The following is a 15,420-nucleotide window of genomic DNA, read 5'->3' as shown; positions in this document are numbered from 1 at the left end:
TCGTCTGGGCATCCATAATGCGCGACAGGCGGCGGTCTTGAGTCAGGCAGATATCCAGCACGAATCCGGTTCGCGGCGGCCCGAAGGCAACGGCGACGCGGCGCATGCCGCGCAGGTCGCCGGGCTGTTTCGCGACCACAACCGCGCGCTGATCGCGTTTCTTTCGGGCCGGCTCGATTCGCTCGCCGAGGCGCAGGAGGTGGCGCAGGAAGCCTACGTGCGCCTGTTGCGCCTCGAACATCCGGAACAGGTCGGCTTCCTGCGCGCGTACCTGTTCCGCATCGCTTCCAACCTCGCCGTCGATCGCCTGCGCCAGCGCAACGTGCGCGCCGACGCCGCGGAAGAGGAATTGTTCACCGAATGGCTCGACACGCCTGCGCCCGAACGCCGCGCGCTGGCCGTGGACCAGTTGCGCCTCGTGCGCGAGGCGCTGCGCGAACTGCCGCGCAAGACCCGCGCGGCCTTCGTCATGCACGCGATCGAAGGGCGCGGCTTCGAGGCGATCTCGCGCACGATGAAACTCACCGAACGCATGGTGCGCTATCACGTGGCGCGCGCGATGGCGCATTGTCGCGCGCGCCTGGACGCCGGAGACGAAATCTGACATGGACAAGAACCGATCCGCGCCGACTCCCGATGCCACGCTGCAGGCCGCCGCCGACTGGTGGGTGCGATTGCGCGACCCGCGCAGGCCCGCACGCGGCGAGGAACAATGGCTCGAGTGGAGCGGCGGCGACGCGCGCCGCATCGATGCGTTCGCGCGCGTCGCCGAACTCGGCGCGCAACTCGGCGCGCTCGACGCGGCGGCGAAGCGCGAGTTCGTGCGCGAATTCGTGCCCGCCGCCGCACGCGCGCCGCGCTGGCTGCGATTCGCCGCGGCGGCTTCGCTCGTGCTTGCCGCAGCGGCCGGCGGAATGTTCTTCTGGCGGCATCCTCGCACGCTGCCGATCGAGACCGAGAGCTACGCAACCGCGGTCGCGGTCGACCGCGACATTGCCTTGTCCGACGGATCGCGCGTCGCGCTCGGCGGCGCGACGCGGCTGACGACCCATTTCGCCGCGGACCGGCGCGACATCGACCTGAGCGCGGGCGAGGCCTATTTCCAGGTCGCGCACGACACCACGCGGCCGTTCGTCGTCAACGCCGGCGAAGTCTCGATCCGTGCGGTCGGCACTGCGTTCAACGTGCGCCGCACGGGCGCGCGCGTCACCATCGCCGTCTCCGAGGGCCGCGTGCGCATCGCGAGCAGCGAGGGACTCGCCAACGGCCGGCTTTCGGCCGCGGACGCGCTCGAAGCGATCGCCGGCCAGCAGATCTCGTTCGACCCTCGTGCCTCGGGCCTCACCGTCGGCGCGATCTCCCCCGCCCGCGCCACGAGCTGGCGCGAGCATCGCCTCGAATTCGTCAACGAGCCGCTCGATTCCGTCGTCGCCAACATCAACCGCTATTCGACGCACGCGCTCGTGCTTGCCGATGCGAAGCTCAGCGGGCTCGCGTTCACGGGCACAGTCGATCCCGGCGCGCTCGACGGCTGGCTCAAGGCGCTGCCGAAGATCCTGCCGCTGCGTGTCGATGTGGGCACAGAGCGGGTGACGATCGCCGCGGCGGAGCGCAAGCCGCGCTGATTCCCCCCGCCGATCCGCCGGCGCACATTTTAAAGTCGCATTTCAAAATTCCGTCATTGAACCGTCATGGCCTGTGCGCGGCATTTCCGCCGCAGACCATGGGGATGTTCATGTACCGTTGCGTGGTTTCGCTGCAAAGGAGTTGTTTTCTTCTGTTGGCCGCACTGCTCCTGTCCGTCGCTGCGGGAGCGCAGGCACAAGGGCCGTCCGGGCGCGTCGATTTCTCGATTCCGCCGCAGTCGTTGGCCAGTGCGCTGATCGAGTTCTCCAGGCAGGCCAATGTCCAGGTGCTCACTTCGGGCGCGAACCTCGAGAGTGCGAAGTCACCCGGCGTCAACGGCAAGCTCGCGCCCGCTGCGGCGTTGAACAAGCTGCTTGAGGGCACTGCGTTCACGCCGGAGTTCACCGACGCGGGCACGGTCGTCGTCAAGCCCGGTGCGGCGAAGCCGGCTGCGGCCAGGGCGGCCGAGCCGCCGACCCGCAACGACCCCGCGCCGACGGCGCAAGAGCCGCCGAAGGAACTCGAAAAGGTCACCGTCACGGGTTCGCGCATTCCGCGTGCGCAGATCGAAGGACCGGCGCCGATCACCGTCGTCAGCGCGCGCGACATCGCCCAGCGCGGTTTCACCACGGTCGCCGACATCATGACCTCGCTCAGCCAGAACCTGGGCGATCTCGACAACAATCAGATCACCGACGGCTTCTCCAACGGCGCCCAGGCCGTCGACCTGCGCGGCCTCGGCCCCAACCACACGCTGATCCTGATCAACGGCCGCCGCATCGCCGACTATCCCCAATCCTACGGCGGCAGCAGCAACTTCACCGACATCACCAACATCCCCGCGTCGATGATCGACCGCGTCGAAGTGCTCACCGGCAGCGCCTCGGCGGTGTACGGATCGGACGCGATCTCGGGCGTGATCAACTTCATCATGAAGAAGAAGGCGGACGGCACCACCCTCGACTACCGCATGGGCGACACCCAGCACGGCGGCGCGGCCTCGCAGCGCTTCACCCTGACCAGCGGCTGGTCGAACGACAAGTTCGACTCGATGTTCGGCGTCGAAATCTACAATCAGGATCCGCTCTGGGCGTACCAGCGCAGCTATCTGTCCTCGCGCACCTACGATCCGCGGTACGCCACCAGTCCGACGCGGGTCGCCGCGCCGACGTTCGTGATCATGGACGAGGACGAGGACTACATCGATCCGGGCCAGGCGACCTGCGACAAGCTCTCGTACCTCAACCAGGGTACGGTGCAGTACCTGTACCGGCGTAGCTACGGCTACTACTGCGGCAGCCTTGCGGACGTGGGCTACGGCACGATGCAGAATGCCCGCCGCGCCGCGAATTTCTACGGTTCGGCGACCTATCACTTCAACGAGCACATGGATTTCTTCGCCGACGTGCAGTACAGCACTTCGCACCAGGAAACCTACAACACCCAATTGAAATGGGAGAACTGCTATCCGGTCGACGGCGATTCCTCGCCGACGCCGTTCTACAACACGGCCACCGGCGAGGTCGAACAGTGGCAGCGCCAGTACTTCACCTACGAGGAAAACGGCGGCCTCAAGCGCGCCATGATCCGCAACATCGACAATACGCTGTCGCTCAACACCGGCATCAAGGGTACGTTCGGCGATTCGTGGAATTACGAAGCGCTGTTCAGCCATGCGCAGAACGATCTCGAAGCGAAATGGCCCGCGCTGGTTGCGGCAAAGGCGCAGGCGTACTACCTCGGCCCCTCCCTCGGCATCGATCCCGACTCCGGCTACGAGATGTACTATGCGCCGTACGATCGCCTGTACACGCCGTTGACGCCCGCGCAGTTCGCTTCGATCACGCAGGACTCGATCGACCACGACAAGAGCCGCGCGGAAAACTATTCGATCTCGGTCAACAACACCGAGCTGTTCTCGTTGCCGGCGGGGCCGGTCGGTTTCGCCGCGGTCGCCGAATACGGCAACCAGTATTTCGGCCTCAAGCCCGATCCGCTCTCGCTCGACGGCAGCTACTTCGGGCTGCACAACACGGTCGCCGTCGGCTCGCGCAGCCATTCCGGCGCGGGCTTCGAGTTCAGCGTGCCGGTGTTCTCGCAATTGACCCTGACCGCCGCAGGCCGTTACGACCGCTACGAATACAGTTCCAACACGGCCAGCAAGTTCACCTACGCGCTCGGCGTCGAATATCGCCCGATCGATTCGCTGCTGCTGCGCGGTTCGTACTCGACCGGTTTCCGCGCACCCGACCTCGCCTACCTGTACGCGGGCCCGAGCGGATCGAGTTCGGGCGGCACCGACTACTATCGCTGCGCGAAAGAGGAGTCCGACCTGGACCTCGACGACTGCGACTGGGGCGACGTCAGCTTCGACGGCCGCAGCAACGGCAGCATCCACCTGAAGAACGAGACCAGCAAATCGCTCAGCTACGGTTTCGTCTTCTCTCCGCTGCGCGGCCTCGACATCAACGCGGACTATTACATCATCAAGCTGTCGAACGAAGTCACCTACCAGGACAGCGACCAGATCCTGCGCTGGGAAGCGCAATGTCGCCTGGGCCAGCTCGACATCAATTCCGGCCTGTGCCAGGCGGCGATCAACCAGGTCTTCCGCAATTCCGCGGGCGACATCACCTCGGTGCTCGTGCTGCCGATCAACGCTGCCACGCACCGCACCTCGGGCGTCGATTTCAATATCCGCTACCTGTGGGAAACCGACCGTTTCGGCAGCTTCGACTTCAAGCTCGGCGGCACCTACGTCGTCACCAACCGCATCCAGAACTACCCGGGCGACCCGTTCGTCAACGAGCTGAGCGACTACTACGACTACGTGATCCCGCGCAGCAAGGCCAACTACTCGGTCACGTGGAACTACGGCGATTTCACCACGACCTTGTACGGCGCGCGCCTCGGCGGCATCCCCAACTACGACGGCGACCAGCGCATGGGCCCGACCATGCTCTACAACGCCTCGTTCGGCTACCTCTGGGCCAAGAACGTCAATATCGGCGTCACGATCGACAACCTGTTCGACTCGAAGCCGGGCCGTGACAACACCTGGACCTCGTACCCGTACTACGCCCGCCGCTGGTTCAGCCCGCTCGGCCGCGCGCTGTTCGTCGACCTCAGCGTGAAGTTCGGCGGCAGCGGCGGCTGATCCGCATCCATCGCAGCCCCGGGCCGGCCGGGACTGCGATATCCGATGTTGCAGGCTCGAAAGCCCGCACCCACGAAAGCAGGCGGAGCATTTCGGGATTTTCGGCGACAATGCCGCCATGCCCGCCGTCGACCTGCGCCCGCCCGCGATCTTCCTGATGGGTCCAACCGCATCGGGCAAGACGGCGCTGGCGCTGCAACTGGCGGAGCGATTCGACATCGCACTGGTCAGCGTCGATTCGGCGCTGGTCTATCGCGGCATGGACATCGGCACGGCGAAGCCCGACGCGGCGACGCTCGCGCGCCATCCGCACCGGCTGATCGATATCCGCGATCCGCGCGAGGCGTACTCGGCAGCCGAGTTCCGCGAGGATGCCTTGCGCGAAATGGATGCCATCGCGGCGACCGGGAAAACGCCGCTGCTGGCGGGTGGCACGGGCCTGTATTTCCGCGCATTGCAGTACGGCCTGTCCGACCTGCCCGAAGCGGATGCCCCGCTGCGCGAGCGGCTGGCCGGCGAGGCCCGCACGCGCGGTTGGCCGGCCTTGCACGCACGCCTTGCCACGCTCGACCCCCTTGCCGCAGCGCGCATCCGGCCCGGCGACGCGCAGCGCATCCAGCGCGCGCTCGAAGTGATCGAACTGACCGGCAGACCGCTGTCCGCCCAGCAGGTCGGTGCGCGGCGGCGCTTTCCGTATCGGGTGCTCAAACTCGCGCTGATGCCGGAGGATCGCGCCGCCCTGCACGCGCGCATCGCCGAACGCCTCGACGCGATGTTCGCGCAGGGATTCCTCGATGAGGTACGCGGCCTGCGCGCACGCGGCGACCTGCATGCCGATCTCGCCTCGATGCGCGCGGTCGGCTACCGCCAGACGTGGCAGCATCTCGACGGCGAATTCGGTCTGGCCGAGTGCCGCAAGCGCGCGATCTACGCGACACGCCAGCTCGCCAAGCGCCAGATCACTTGGTTTCGCGCCGAACGCGACGCCCCGGCGGTCGATCCGTTCCGGCCAGGGTCCGGCATGCGTGCGCAGCGGCTGGTCGCCGGTTTTCTGGCCTCGCACGAACCGCATTCACCTCTTGTTAATTCTTTGAAACCGCTATAGGATTTCCTCCAATCTTGAGCCGAGGCAACGTGCCCATATTTTCTTTGGGCCACCCTTTTTTGTCGGTTCGTACAAGCTGTCAAGAAAGTTAGGAGAACAAGAATGTCCAAAGGTCAGTCGTTGCAGGACCCGTTTTTGAATGCTTTGCGCCGCGAGCGCGTTCCGGTGTCGATCTATTTGGTCAATGGCATCAAGCTGCAGGGGACGGTCGAGTCGTTCGACCAGTTCGTCGTGCTTCTGCGCAACACCGTCAGCCAGATGGTCTACAAGCACGCCATTTCGACGATCGTGCCGAGCCGCAACGTGCGCATCGGCAACGACCACGTGCACGCCGCGGGCGGCGCGGAAACCGCGGAAGGCTGAACGTCCTGTTCGAACGTTCGCGCAAGGGTGAACGCGCGCTGCTGCTGCAGCCGCGCCGGACGGGCGAGCCCGCTGCCGTCCGCGACGCCGGGGACGCCGACGAGTTCGGCGAACTCGCGCGCTCGGCCGGCGCCACCGTGGTCGGCTCGCTCGCCGCGCGCGTCGACAAGCCGAACCCGAAATTCTTCGTCGGCACCGGCAAGGCCGACGAATTGAAGGCGCAGCGCGCAGCGCTCGACGCCGACCTGATCCTCGTCGACCACGCGCTCTCGCCCGTGCAGGAGCGCAACCTGGAAAGACATGCCGAGTGCCGCGTCGTCGACCGCACCGGCCTGATCCTCGACATCTTCGCCCAACGCGCGCGTTCGCACGAGGGCAAGCTTCAGGTGGAACTCGCGCAGTTGAAGCACATGTCCACGCGCCTCGTGCGCGGCTGGACCCACCTCGAGCGCCAGCGCGGCGGCGCAATCGGCCTGCGCGGCCCCGGCGAAACCCAGCTCGAACTCGATCGCCGCCTGCTCGCCGCACGCATGAAGCAGCTCGAGCAGCGTCTGGAAAAAGTCGAAACGCAACGCCATACCGCCAAGCGCGCGCGCCAGCGCAACGCGGTGCCGACGGCGGCGCTGGTCGGCTATACCAACGCGGGCAAGTCGACGCTGTTCAACGCGGTCACGGGCGCCGGCGTCTACGCGGCCGACCAGTTGTTCGCCACGCTCGATCCGACCCTGCGCCACATGGACGGCCTCGCCTGCGGGCCGGTGTTGCTCGCGGACACCGTCGGCTTCATCCGCGATCTGCCGCACGACCTCGTCGCCGCGTTCAAGTCGACGCTCTCGGAAACGCGCGAGGCCGACGTGCTGCTGCACGTGGTCGACGCCGCCGATCCCGAGCGCGACCGACGCATCGAGGAAGTGCAGCGCGTGCTCGAGGAGATCGGCGCGCGCGACGTGCCGCAAATCTTCATCTACAACAAGATTGATTTACTAGCCGACGTCCATGACGGCGAGGATCAAAAAGCGGCCATCCCTGGCCGCACTTCTCAACAAAAGCAGATTGCTCCCCGTCTCGATCGTCTCGATGGCGGGCACACCGCGCGCGTCTGGGTTTCCGCCGTCGCCGGCGCCGGCATCGACTTGCTGCGCGAGGCGCTGACGGCGGCGTTGCAGCGCGACCGCGTGCACGGCTGGCTCGCGCTGCCCGATCACGCCGGACGCCTGCGCGCGCGCCTGATCGCGGGCGGCTTCGTCCGCGCCGAACGCCCGGCCGAGCGCGGCTGGGAGGTCCAGATCGACGCGCCGCGTGCGCTGATCGAGCCGCTGTTCGGCCTGCCGGGCGGTGAAGGCGAGTGGTTGCGCAGGAATCTGGAGACGAGCAACGGGAGGCGAGAGGAAGCGCATGAACCTCGAAGCGCCGCCATTCCGGACATCCCCATCGCCGCGAAAGCGGGGATGACGGCATCGTAAGCTCGCCCCTCGCCTCTTCTTTCCGTACAATTCCGCGGCAACCGCAAGCTGAATTCCGGTTGCCCACTGGAGACTTTCGATGGCCTGGAACGAACCCGGCGGCGGCAACCGCGACCCTTGGAAAAACAGGAAGGACCCGGTCGACCTGGAAGCGTTCCTGCGCAAGCTGCGCGAGAGCGTCGGCGGCATCCTCGGCGGCGGCAAGGGCGGCAGCGGCGGCTCCTATTCGCCGCCGATCGGCGGCATCCTGCTCGGCCTTATCGCGCTGATCCTTGTCTGGGCGGTGTCCACCGCGTGGATTTCGATCGACGCGCAGAACGTCGGCGTCGTGCTGCGCTTCGGCAAGTTCGAGCGCATCATCCACAACGGCCTCAACCTCAAATGGCCGACGCCGATCGAACGGGTGGTCAAGGTCGAGACCACGAGCCGGCAGACCGCCGATACGGTGCGCATGCTCACCAAGGACGAGAACATCGTCGAGATCAACTTCACCGTGCAGTACCAGGTCGTCGACGCGCAGAAATACCTGTTCGCCGCGACCGCTCCCGAGGAAACGCTCCGGCAGGCCGCGGAGAGCGCGGTGCGCCAGGTGATCGGCTCCAGCGACATGGACACGATCCTGTCCAGCCACGGTTCCGACATCGTCGGCGAGACCAAGAAGGTGCTGCAGGCCACGCTCGACGGCTATGCCGTCGGACTCAACGTCAACGAGATCAATTTCCAGAATTTCGCGCCGCCGCACGAGGTGAAGGAGGCGTTCGAAGACGTGAACAACGCCAGCAACAACCAGAAGCAGGCGATCAACGACGCCCAGGCCTACGCGGCCAAGGTGGTGCCGCTCGCGCGCGGCGACGCGGCGCGCATCCTCGCCGACGCCGAAGGCTACAAGGCTGCGCAGATCGCCAAGGCCAGCGGCGACGCGCAGCGTTTCAGCCTCGTCGAGGAACAATATCGCGCCGCGCCCGAGGTGACGCGCAAGCGCCTGTACCTCGAAACGATGGAGGAGGTGCTCGGGCGCAGCCAGAAGGTGATCGATTCGGGCGACGGTAAAAATATACTTTACCTGCCGCTCGACAAGACGAAGACCGACGCGGCCGCCGCCGTCGCCGCGGGAGGTGCGCAATGAAACTGTTCGTGCCCGCCCTTGCGCTGCTCATCGTCGTGCTCGCGGTCAATTCCGCCTTCGTCGTCAAGGAAGGCGAAAGCGCGCTCGTCACCCAGTTCGGCCGCATCCAGGGCGACGGCGGCGCGGCCAGCCCGGACTACGGCCCGGGCCTGCACTTCAAGCTGCCGCTGATTCAGAACGTCGTGCGCTTCGACCGGCGCATGCTCAACCTCGAGGCCAAGCCCGAGCGCTACTTCGACTCGGGCAAGAATCCGGTCAACGTCGATTTCTACGTCAAGTGGCGGATCGAGAACCCGGCGCTGTACTACCGCTCGTTCGGCGCCGACTCGTTGCAGAACCAGGCCAACAGCCGCCTCACGCCGATCATCAAGGATCCGCTGCGCTTCGAGTTCAATTCGCACACGCTGTCGGACCTGATCGCGAGCGCGCGTTCGGACATCACCGAGCGCGTGCGCGACCAGGCGAACCGCGCGGCGGCCGGCCTCGGCATCCACGTCGTCGACGTGCGCATCAAGCGCATCGAATTCCCCGACGAGGTGCTCGAATCGGTCTACAAGCGCATGAGTTCCGAGCGCAAGCGCCTCGCCAACGACCTGCGCTTCACCGGCGACGAACAGGCGGCGAAGATCAAGGCCGACGCCGACCGCCAGGTGCAAGTCATCAAGGCCGAAGCCGAACGCGACGCGCAGACCAAACGCGGCGAAGGCGACGCCAGGGCCTCCGCAGCCTACGCGGCCGCCTACGGAAAGAATCCCGACTTCTACGCGCTGTATCGTTCGCTGGATGCCTATCGCAACGCATTCGGCAGCGGCGACGTGATCGTGCTCGATCCGAAGTCCGAATTCATGAAGTACTTCGGCGAATCGAAAGGCGAAGGCGGCAAATAGCACAGGCCGGCGTCAGCCGGCATTCCATTGATCTCGGCTTTTCGAGCGCATCGGGACGAGCAAGAACCATGGCGGGAAAAGAAAATGGGTAAGTCGGTAGTCATCCTCGGCGCGCAATGGGGCGACGAGGGCAAAGGCAAGATCGTCGACCTGCTGACCGAGCGCGTCGGCGCGGTCGCGCGCTTCCAGGGTGGCCACAACGCCGGCCATACGCTCGTCATCAAGGGCAAGAAGACGGTGCTGCACCTGATTCCGTCGGGCATTTTGCGCGAGGGTACGCTGTGCCTGATCGGCAACGGCGTCGTGCTTTCGCCTGCGGCGTTGAAAACCGAGATCGACGAGCTCGAAGCGAGCGGCGTCGAAGTGCGCTCGCGCCTGAAGATCAGCCCGGCGACGCCGCTGATCATGCCGTACCACATCGCCGTCGACCAGGCGCGCGAGAAGGCCGCGGGCAAGTCGGCGATCGGCACGACCGGACGCGGCATCGGCCCGGCCTACGAGGACAAGGTCGCGCGCCGCAGCGTGCGCGTCGCCGACCTGATGTATCCGGCGGAGCTGCCGGAAAAATTGCGCGCCGCGGTCGACTACCACAACTTCATTCTCACGCAGTGGCTCAAGGCCGAGGCGGTCGACTACCAGAAAGTGCTCGACGACGCGCTCGCGTTCGGCGAATACCTGAAGCCGATGATCGACGACGTCGCCACGCTGCTCTACGACGCGCGCCGGCGCGGCGAGAACATCCTCTACGAAGGCGCGCAGGGCGCGTTGCTCGACATCGACCACGGCACCTATCCCTACGTCACTTCGTCGAACACGACGGTCGGCGGCGCACTCGCCGGCACCGGCGTCGGCGCCTGCGACATCGACTACGTGCTCGGCATCTGCAAGGCCTACGCGACGCGCGTCGGCGGCGGCCCGTTCCCGACCGAATTGAACGACGAGATGGGCGAGCGCCTGCGCCGCGTCGGCAACGAGTTCGGCGCGAGCACCGGGCGCCCGCGCCGCTGCGGCTGGATCGATCTCGTCGCGCTCAAGCGCGCGACGCAGATCAACGCGATCAACGGCCTTGCGATCACCAAGCTCGACGTGCTCGACGGTCTGCCCAGCGTCAAGGTCTGCATCGCCTACGAATACCGCGGCAAGCGCCGCGAACTCGCCCCGCTCGACGCGGACGGCTGGGACGAGTGCAAGCCGGTCTACCTCGAATTCCCCGGCTGGGACGAACCGACCGGCGGCGTGCGCGACTGGAACAAATTGCCCGCCGCGGCGCGCGCCTACCTGCGCGCGGTCGAGGAATTGTCGGGCTGCCATCTCGCCCTGGTCGCCACGGGCGCCGACCGCGAAGACACGATCGTGCTGCGCGATCCGTTCGCCTGAGATTCGCGCAGCGAAACGTCGGCCAGGATCGAGAAAACCGGCGCCGCATTGCCGCACACGCGAATGCGTTGTGGCATGCTGCGCTCGGTGTCGCTACTCGGGGCCTTCTTCGGGAATCTGGAACAGCGCCGACAGCGCGATGCTGCCGTGCTGCGCGGGGTCCTGCGGTGCGATGCTGCCCGGCACACCCGGGTTGAGACTCGACGCGGTGTCGTCGGGCGGGAACAGCACGAGGGTCTGCAGAAACTCGATCAGCATGTGCTGCGCATCGTCGTCGAGCGCGGCGAACGCGTCGCGCGCGGATTGCGCCTCGCCGCCGTGGCGCAGGATCACTTCCTCGAGATTCATGCTGCGGCCGTCGTGGCCGTAAGGCGACTTGGTGCCGACGCCCCACAGCGGCGAAGTCATGAACTGGGTGTGCAGGCTGCCGTCGTAGTTGCGCTCGTGGAACGCCGGGCCGAGGTCGTGGCGCTTGAAGTCGGTGAACAGGTTGTCGACGACGAACGGTTCGCGCTTGGGCACGAGTTTCGGATACGCCTCGCCGTCGGCGACGACCTGGAACAGCGTGGTCGCGCTCGAATAGAGATGGTTGAGGATGCCGCGCGTCGGGTCGTATTTCGTATCGAGGTCGGCGACGCGGCGGTCGTGTTCGATCGTGAAGCGGGCGACATGGCAGCCCGTGCAGCCGATGCTGTCGAGAAATGCGCGTCCCTGCGCTGCGCGTTCGGTCTGCTTGCCGACTGCGGGGCGGAAGTAGTTCAGAAGATAGAATTCCATGTAGTCGATCAACGCGGGATCGATCTCGTTGGCGACGCCGTCTTGGTCGGTGTCGTCGGCCACCGAACACGTCGGCGGGGGTTTGATCGTATCGAGTTTCGGATCGAGCACGAGGCCGGCCGGCGTGGTCGTCGCGACCGGATTCGCCGGATCGTTGGCCGCACACAGCAGCGGATCGGCGGCCTGCATGCCCATCTCGTCGTTGAATGCGCCGACGGCGAACGCGCGCAGCGAGAATTCGCGGCCTTCGTGGAAGAACGGGCGCACGCGCAGGTCGGCATTGACGCCCTGCACCTGCGAGGTATCCCAGCCGCCGTCCGGCAGCGATTTGATCCAGCCGAACGACACGCCCTTGCTGGTCAGCGGCAGCGTGATCGACAAGCCGGTGATGTCGGTGACGAGTCCGCACACGTCGCGGATCGTGCGCAGCTCGTTCGTCATTTCGTCGGCGATCATCTCACGCAGGCCGATGCCGAACAGATGCGGCGCGTTGCGGCTGTCCGGCCGCGTCGCCACGTCGCCGCCGAATCCGGCCGAGCCGCGCGGACGGCCGTGGCAGGCCGCGCAGCTGTCGGTCAGGCCGGCGCCGAGCGCGGGCTGCGCCATGATGTCGCCGTGCGAGAGGAAATCCACGCGCGGCCCCTGGCCCTGTTCCATCGTGAACTTGCGCTGGAACAACTGGCGTCCGCGCCGAATCGCGCGCGCCGGGTCGCGGGCGATCAGGTACAGCGAACTGCCCGGCGTGGATTCGTCGCCGCGGCCCGCGCCGACCTGCTGCGGCAGCGATTTGCCGATCGCGCCGCCGGGTACGTTCGGCTGGGTCTGCGTCGCATCGATGAGTTGCGCCTGCGCGGTGGCGGCCGCGGCGAGCATCAACGTCGCCTCAAGCAACCTGCGCATTGCGCGATGCCGCGAATGCGGTGTGCGCGCATTCGCTCGCGTCCGTTGGACGAATTCCTGCCCAGTCTGCATGATCCCTCCCCGAAACCAGGTATTCATGGCCGTTTGCCTTTGTCGATGTGGTAAATCTTCTGCGCGGCGAGGGCATCGTCTCGCTCACGCTCCGCAGCTCCCCGTCTGCATGCACAAGGCGAGCGCCTCGAGCGCGGAAACGGCGGCCGGCGTGCGCGGCGCGTCCGCGGAGTGCGCGTCGGGTTGCGTCGGCGCGGGCGGCCGTGCGTCGCCCGGACGACGAACGGCCGTCGTCGGCGATGCGATTGCGTCGTCCGCTTTCGTTCGGGTATCCATCGTCAAACTCCTCTCGCTTCGGTCGCAGGGGAAACGTCGTGTTCCGGTACACGCGGTAACGTCGAAATCGTCAGCGCCCTGACATCCGTCCGGCGCGCTTGCATCCCGGCGCGCAGGCCAGGCCGAGGATGCAGAGCAATGCGCCGAGCACGCCGAGCATCCGGTTCGACAGAGCCGGTGCGGTCTGGACTCCGCCGGCCGCCGTCGCGACGGCGGCCGCGGAGACGGCGAAGGTGTAGATCGGCGCCTGTCCGTCGTTGCTCGCAATCGTGATCGTGGCGGTTTGCGTGCCGGCGGCGCCCGCGCTGAAACGCACGTCGAACGACGCGCTGGCGTTCGCGGCGATCGTGCCCGTGCCGCCGCTGACCGTGAATGCGGGGTTGTTGCTCGTGATCGAAACGACGATCAGGTCGCCGTCCGCCTGCGGCGCGGCTGCCGACGGCTGCGTGGTGCGCGGCAGGCTCGCCGCGCGCGCACCGGCGTTGTCGATGGTGAAGGCGTGCGCGACCGGCGCACCGACCGCGGTGGAACCGAAATCGGTGCCGTCGGCCGCGCTCGGCGTGGTGTCGCCGTTGGCGATGCCGCGCACGCTGATCGTGCCGGGCCGTTGCCCGGTCGCGCTGAAGTTGGCGACGACGGACTGGTTCGCGGTGACGTTGCTCAATGTGCAGCTTGCGCCGCTGCAATCGCCGCTGAAGGCAGCGAACGTATAGCCCGCATTGGCCGCCGCCGTGCACGTGCTGCTGCCGCCGGCCGCGACCGGATTGGGCGTACAGGTCACCGTGCCGGCACCGGCCGGATTGGCGGCAACGCTGATCGTATAGCTTGCCGATTGCGCGATATCGGCCGAGCATTGGGCCATCGCGCCGCCGTTGCTGCCCGCGCAACTCCACGTCCACGGACCGTTGCCGTTGACCGCGCTCGGCAGGCCGCTGTTGCACAGGTTCACGGGCGGCGCGCTCAGCGTCTTGCCGTCGTCGCTGCCGCAGACGCCGTCGACGGGTCCGGTGGTGGTGGTCAGGTTCGCCGTCACCGTGCAATCGGCGGTGATCGGGTCGGTGGTGAACGTGTTGCCTATCAGATGGCCGCCGCAGCCGGTGACGATCGTCAGCGACGAGATGTTCCGGCCCGTGTCGGCAGTGATGACGAAGCTCGTCGTGGCGCCGTCGTCCACGGTTTGCGGCGTGGACGGATCGATGCTGGCGCCGCTGCCATTGAGGATCGGCGTGACGGTATGCGTCGCGATGGCGCAGTTCACGGCCACGTCGGTGATGTCGGCGCCTGCCAGCGTGCCGCTGGCGTTCGTCACGCTGCAGGTCTGCGCAGGCGCGGCGGGCGGGGTTTGCACCGACACCTCGTAGGTCGATCCGTCGACCAGCGCATTGCGGAACGCGAAAGCGCCGTTGCCGGCAATGGCCAGAAACTGGGCGCCGTGGTTGAGACTCAGCACCAGCCCGCTTCCGGCCAGCCCGGACACCGTGCCGCCGACCTTGAATGCTGCAGCGGAAACCTTGCGCACGCGGCTGTGGATCGGGTTGTCGGTAAGGTCGCTGTCGGCGATGTACAGGCTGCCGTCGGCGTCGACCGCCGTGCCGAGCGGGTAGGACAGCTTCGCCGCGACGGCGGGACCGCCGTCGCCGGAGTAGCCGGCCCCGGCCGTGTGATTGCCGGCATACGTCGTGATGATGCCGGCGGTGTCGACATGGCGAATGACGTGGTTGCCGGTGTCGGCGATGAAGATATCGTTGCCGGTGCCTACGCTGACGCCGGCGGGCCGGTCGAGTACGGAAAAAACCGTAGCCTTGGTGTAGTCGCCGTAGTAGCCCTGGACGCCGCCTCGGCCGGCCACCAGGCTGATGATGCGGATCGTCGGGGTGATCGTCTCGACCTTGCGAATCGTGCTGTTGCCGGTGTCGGCGATGTACAGATCGCCGTTGGCGCTGATCGCCACGCCCTGAGGTGCGTTGAGCCGGGCATCGGTCGCCGGGCCGCCGTCGCCGTAGAAGCCCAGCACGCCGGTGCCTACCGAGGTCGTGATGATGCCGTTCGCGTCGACCTTGCGGATCACGTTGTTGTTGGTGTCGGCGATATAGAGATTGCCTGCGTCGTCGACCGCCACGCCGGCCGGGAAATCCAGTTGCGCACTCGTCGCCGCGCCGCCGTCGCCGGCATACCCCGCCGTTCCGTTGCCCGCGACCACCGAGGCGACGCCGTTTTTGTCGACCTTGCGGATCACCGACGCGTAGCGGTCGGCAAGGTACAGATTCCCGGCCGAGTCGATGGCCAAGCCG

Annotated in this window: 12 protein-coding genes; 9 read left to right on the top strand and 3 right to left on the bottom strand. The window is 66.7% G+C overall.

What is annotated here, in order from left to right:
• The first annotated feature begins 37 nt into the window (after positions 1-37).
• From QM741_RS13070 to QM741_RS13030, 9 genes are all read left to right on the top strand, one after another.
• The gene (locus QM741_RS13070) at positions 38-604 is read left to right on the top strand and encodes an RNA polymerase sigma factor (protein WP_415208115.1); all 567 of its coding nucleotides are present in this window, start codon (positions 38-40) and stop codon (positions 602-604) included.
• Position 605: 1 nt separating this feature from the next.
• Positions 606-1,625, top strand: coding sequence for a FecR family protein (locus QM741_RS13065; protein ID WP_415208114.1), 1,020 nt, complete (start codon positions 606-608; stop codon positions 1,623-1,625).
• A 155-nt stretch (positions 1,626-1,780) separates the two neighbouring features.
• On the top strand, positions 1,781-4,783 hold the full coding sequence (locus QM741_RS13060) for a TonB-dependent receptor domain-containing protein (RefSeq protein WP_415208113.1): 3,003 nt from the start codon (positions 1,781-1,783) through the stop codon (positions 4,781-4,783).
• A 118-nt stretch (positions 4,784-4,901) separates the two neighbouring features.
• The gene (gene miaA, locus QM741_RS13055) at positions 4,902-5,888 is read left to right on the top strand and encodes a tRNA (adenosine(37)-N6)-dimethylallyltransferase MiaA (protein WP_415208112.1); all 987 of its coding nucleotides are present in this window, start codon (positions 4,902-4,904) and stop codon (positions 5,886-5,888) included.
• 102 nt (positions 5,889-5,990) lie between these two features.
• Positions 5,991-6,251, top strand: coding sequence for an RNA chaperone Hfq (gene hfq / locus QM741_RS13050; protein WP_415208111.1), 261 nt, complete (start codon positions 5,991-5,993; stop codon positions 6,249-6,251).
• 5 nt (positions 6,252-6,256) lie between these two features.
• Positions 6,257-7,714, top strand: a complete 1,458-nt coding sequence (gene hflX / locus QM741_RS13045; RefSeq protein ID WP_415209126.1) for a ribosome rescue GTPase HflX — start codon at positions 6,257-6,259, stop codon at positions 7,712-7,714.
• A gap of 79 nt (positions 7,715-7,793) precedes the next feature.
• Positions 7,794-8,840 (top strand): FtsH protease activity modulator HflK, encoded by a 1,047-nt coding sequence (hflK, locus tag QM741_RS13040; protein WP_415208110.1) that lies wholly within the window; start codon positions 7,794-7,796, stop codon positions 8,838-8,840.
• A complete protein-coding gene (hflC, locus tag QM741_RS13035; protein ID WP_415208109.1) occupies positions 8,837-9,727 on the top strand; it encodes a protease modulator HflC in 891 nt (296 codons plus the stop codon). Before hflK ends, hflC begins: the two co-directional genes overlap by 4 nt.
• Positions 9,728-9,811: 84 nt before the next feature.
• Positions 9,812-11,104 (top strand): adenylosuccinate synthase, encoded by a 1,293-nt coding sequence (locus QM741_RS13030; RefSeq protein ID WP_415208108.1) that lies wholly within the window; start codon positions 9,812-9,814, stop codon positions 11,102-11,104.
• A gap of 93 nt (positions 11,105-11,197) precedes the next feature.
• Here the strand turns inward: QM741_RS13030 and QM741_RS13025 are convergent, their stop codons facing one another.
• From QM741_RS13025 to QM741_RS13015, 3 genes are all read right to left on the bottom strand, one after another.
• Entirely contained in the window at positions 11,198-12,781 is a 1,584-nt protein-coding gene (locus QM741_RS13025) for a di-heme oxidoredictase family protein (RefSeq protein WP_415208107.1), read from the bottom strand.
• A gap of 156 nt (positions 12,782-12,937) precedes the next feature.
• Positions 12,938-13,129: a hypothetical protein gene (locus QM741_RS13020; protein WP_415208106.1), complete on the bottom strand. Its 192-nt coding sequence runs from the start codon at positions 13,127-13,129 to the stop codon at positions 12,938-12,940.
• A 70-nt stretch (positions 13,130-13,199) separates the two neighbouring features.
• Positions 13,200-15,416, bottom strand: a complete 2,217-nt coding sequence (locus QM741_RS13015) for an InlB B-repeat-containing protein (RefSeq protein WP_415208105.1) — start codon at positions 15,414-15,416, stop codon at positions 13,200-13,202.
• Between the last annotated feature and the right edge of the window lie 4 nt (positions 15,417-15,420).

Origin of the sequence: Rudaea sp., assembly GCF_047601565.1 — a bacterium.
GTDB lineage: Bacteria > Pseudomonadota > Gammaproteobacteria > Xanthomonadales > Rhodanobacteraceae > Rudaea.
This window is presented reverse-complemented; position numbering and strand designations above follow the sequence as displayed.

Bases quoted from the DNA above. Each gene is read 5' to 3' on its own strand.
- hflC (WP_415208109.1), top strand. From the start codon at position 8,837: ATGAAACTGTTCGTGCCCGCCCTTGCGCTGCTCATCGTCGTGCTCGCG.
- miaA (WP_415208112.1), top strand. From the start codon at position 4,902: ATGCCCGCCGTCGACCTGCGCCCGCCCGCGATCTTCCTGATGGGTCCA.
- QM741_RS13065 (WP_415208114.1), top strand. From the start codon at position 606: ATGGACAAGAACCGATCCGCGCCGACTCCCGATGCCACGCTGCAGGCC.
- hfq (WP_415208111.1), top strand. From the start codon at position 5,991: ATGTCCAAAGGTCAGTCGTTGCAGGACCCGTTTTTGAATGCTTTGCGC.
- QM741_RS13030 (WP_415208108.1), top strand. From the start codon at position 9,812: ATGGGTAAGTCGGTAGTCATCCTCGGCGCGCAATGGGGCGACGAGGGC.
- hflK (WP_415208110.1), top strand. From the start codon at position 7,794: ATGGCCTGGAACGAACCCGGCGGCGGCAACCGCGACCCTTGGAAAAAC.
- QM741_RS13020 (WP_415208106.1), bottom strand. From the start codon at position 13,129: ATGGATACCCGAACGAAAGCGGACGACGCAATCGCATCGCCGACGACG.
- QM741_RS13025 (WP_415208107.1), bottom strand. From the start codon at position 12,781: ATGCGCAGGTTGCTTGAGGCGACGTTGATGCTCGCCGCGGCCGCCACC.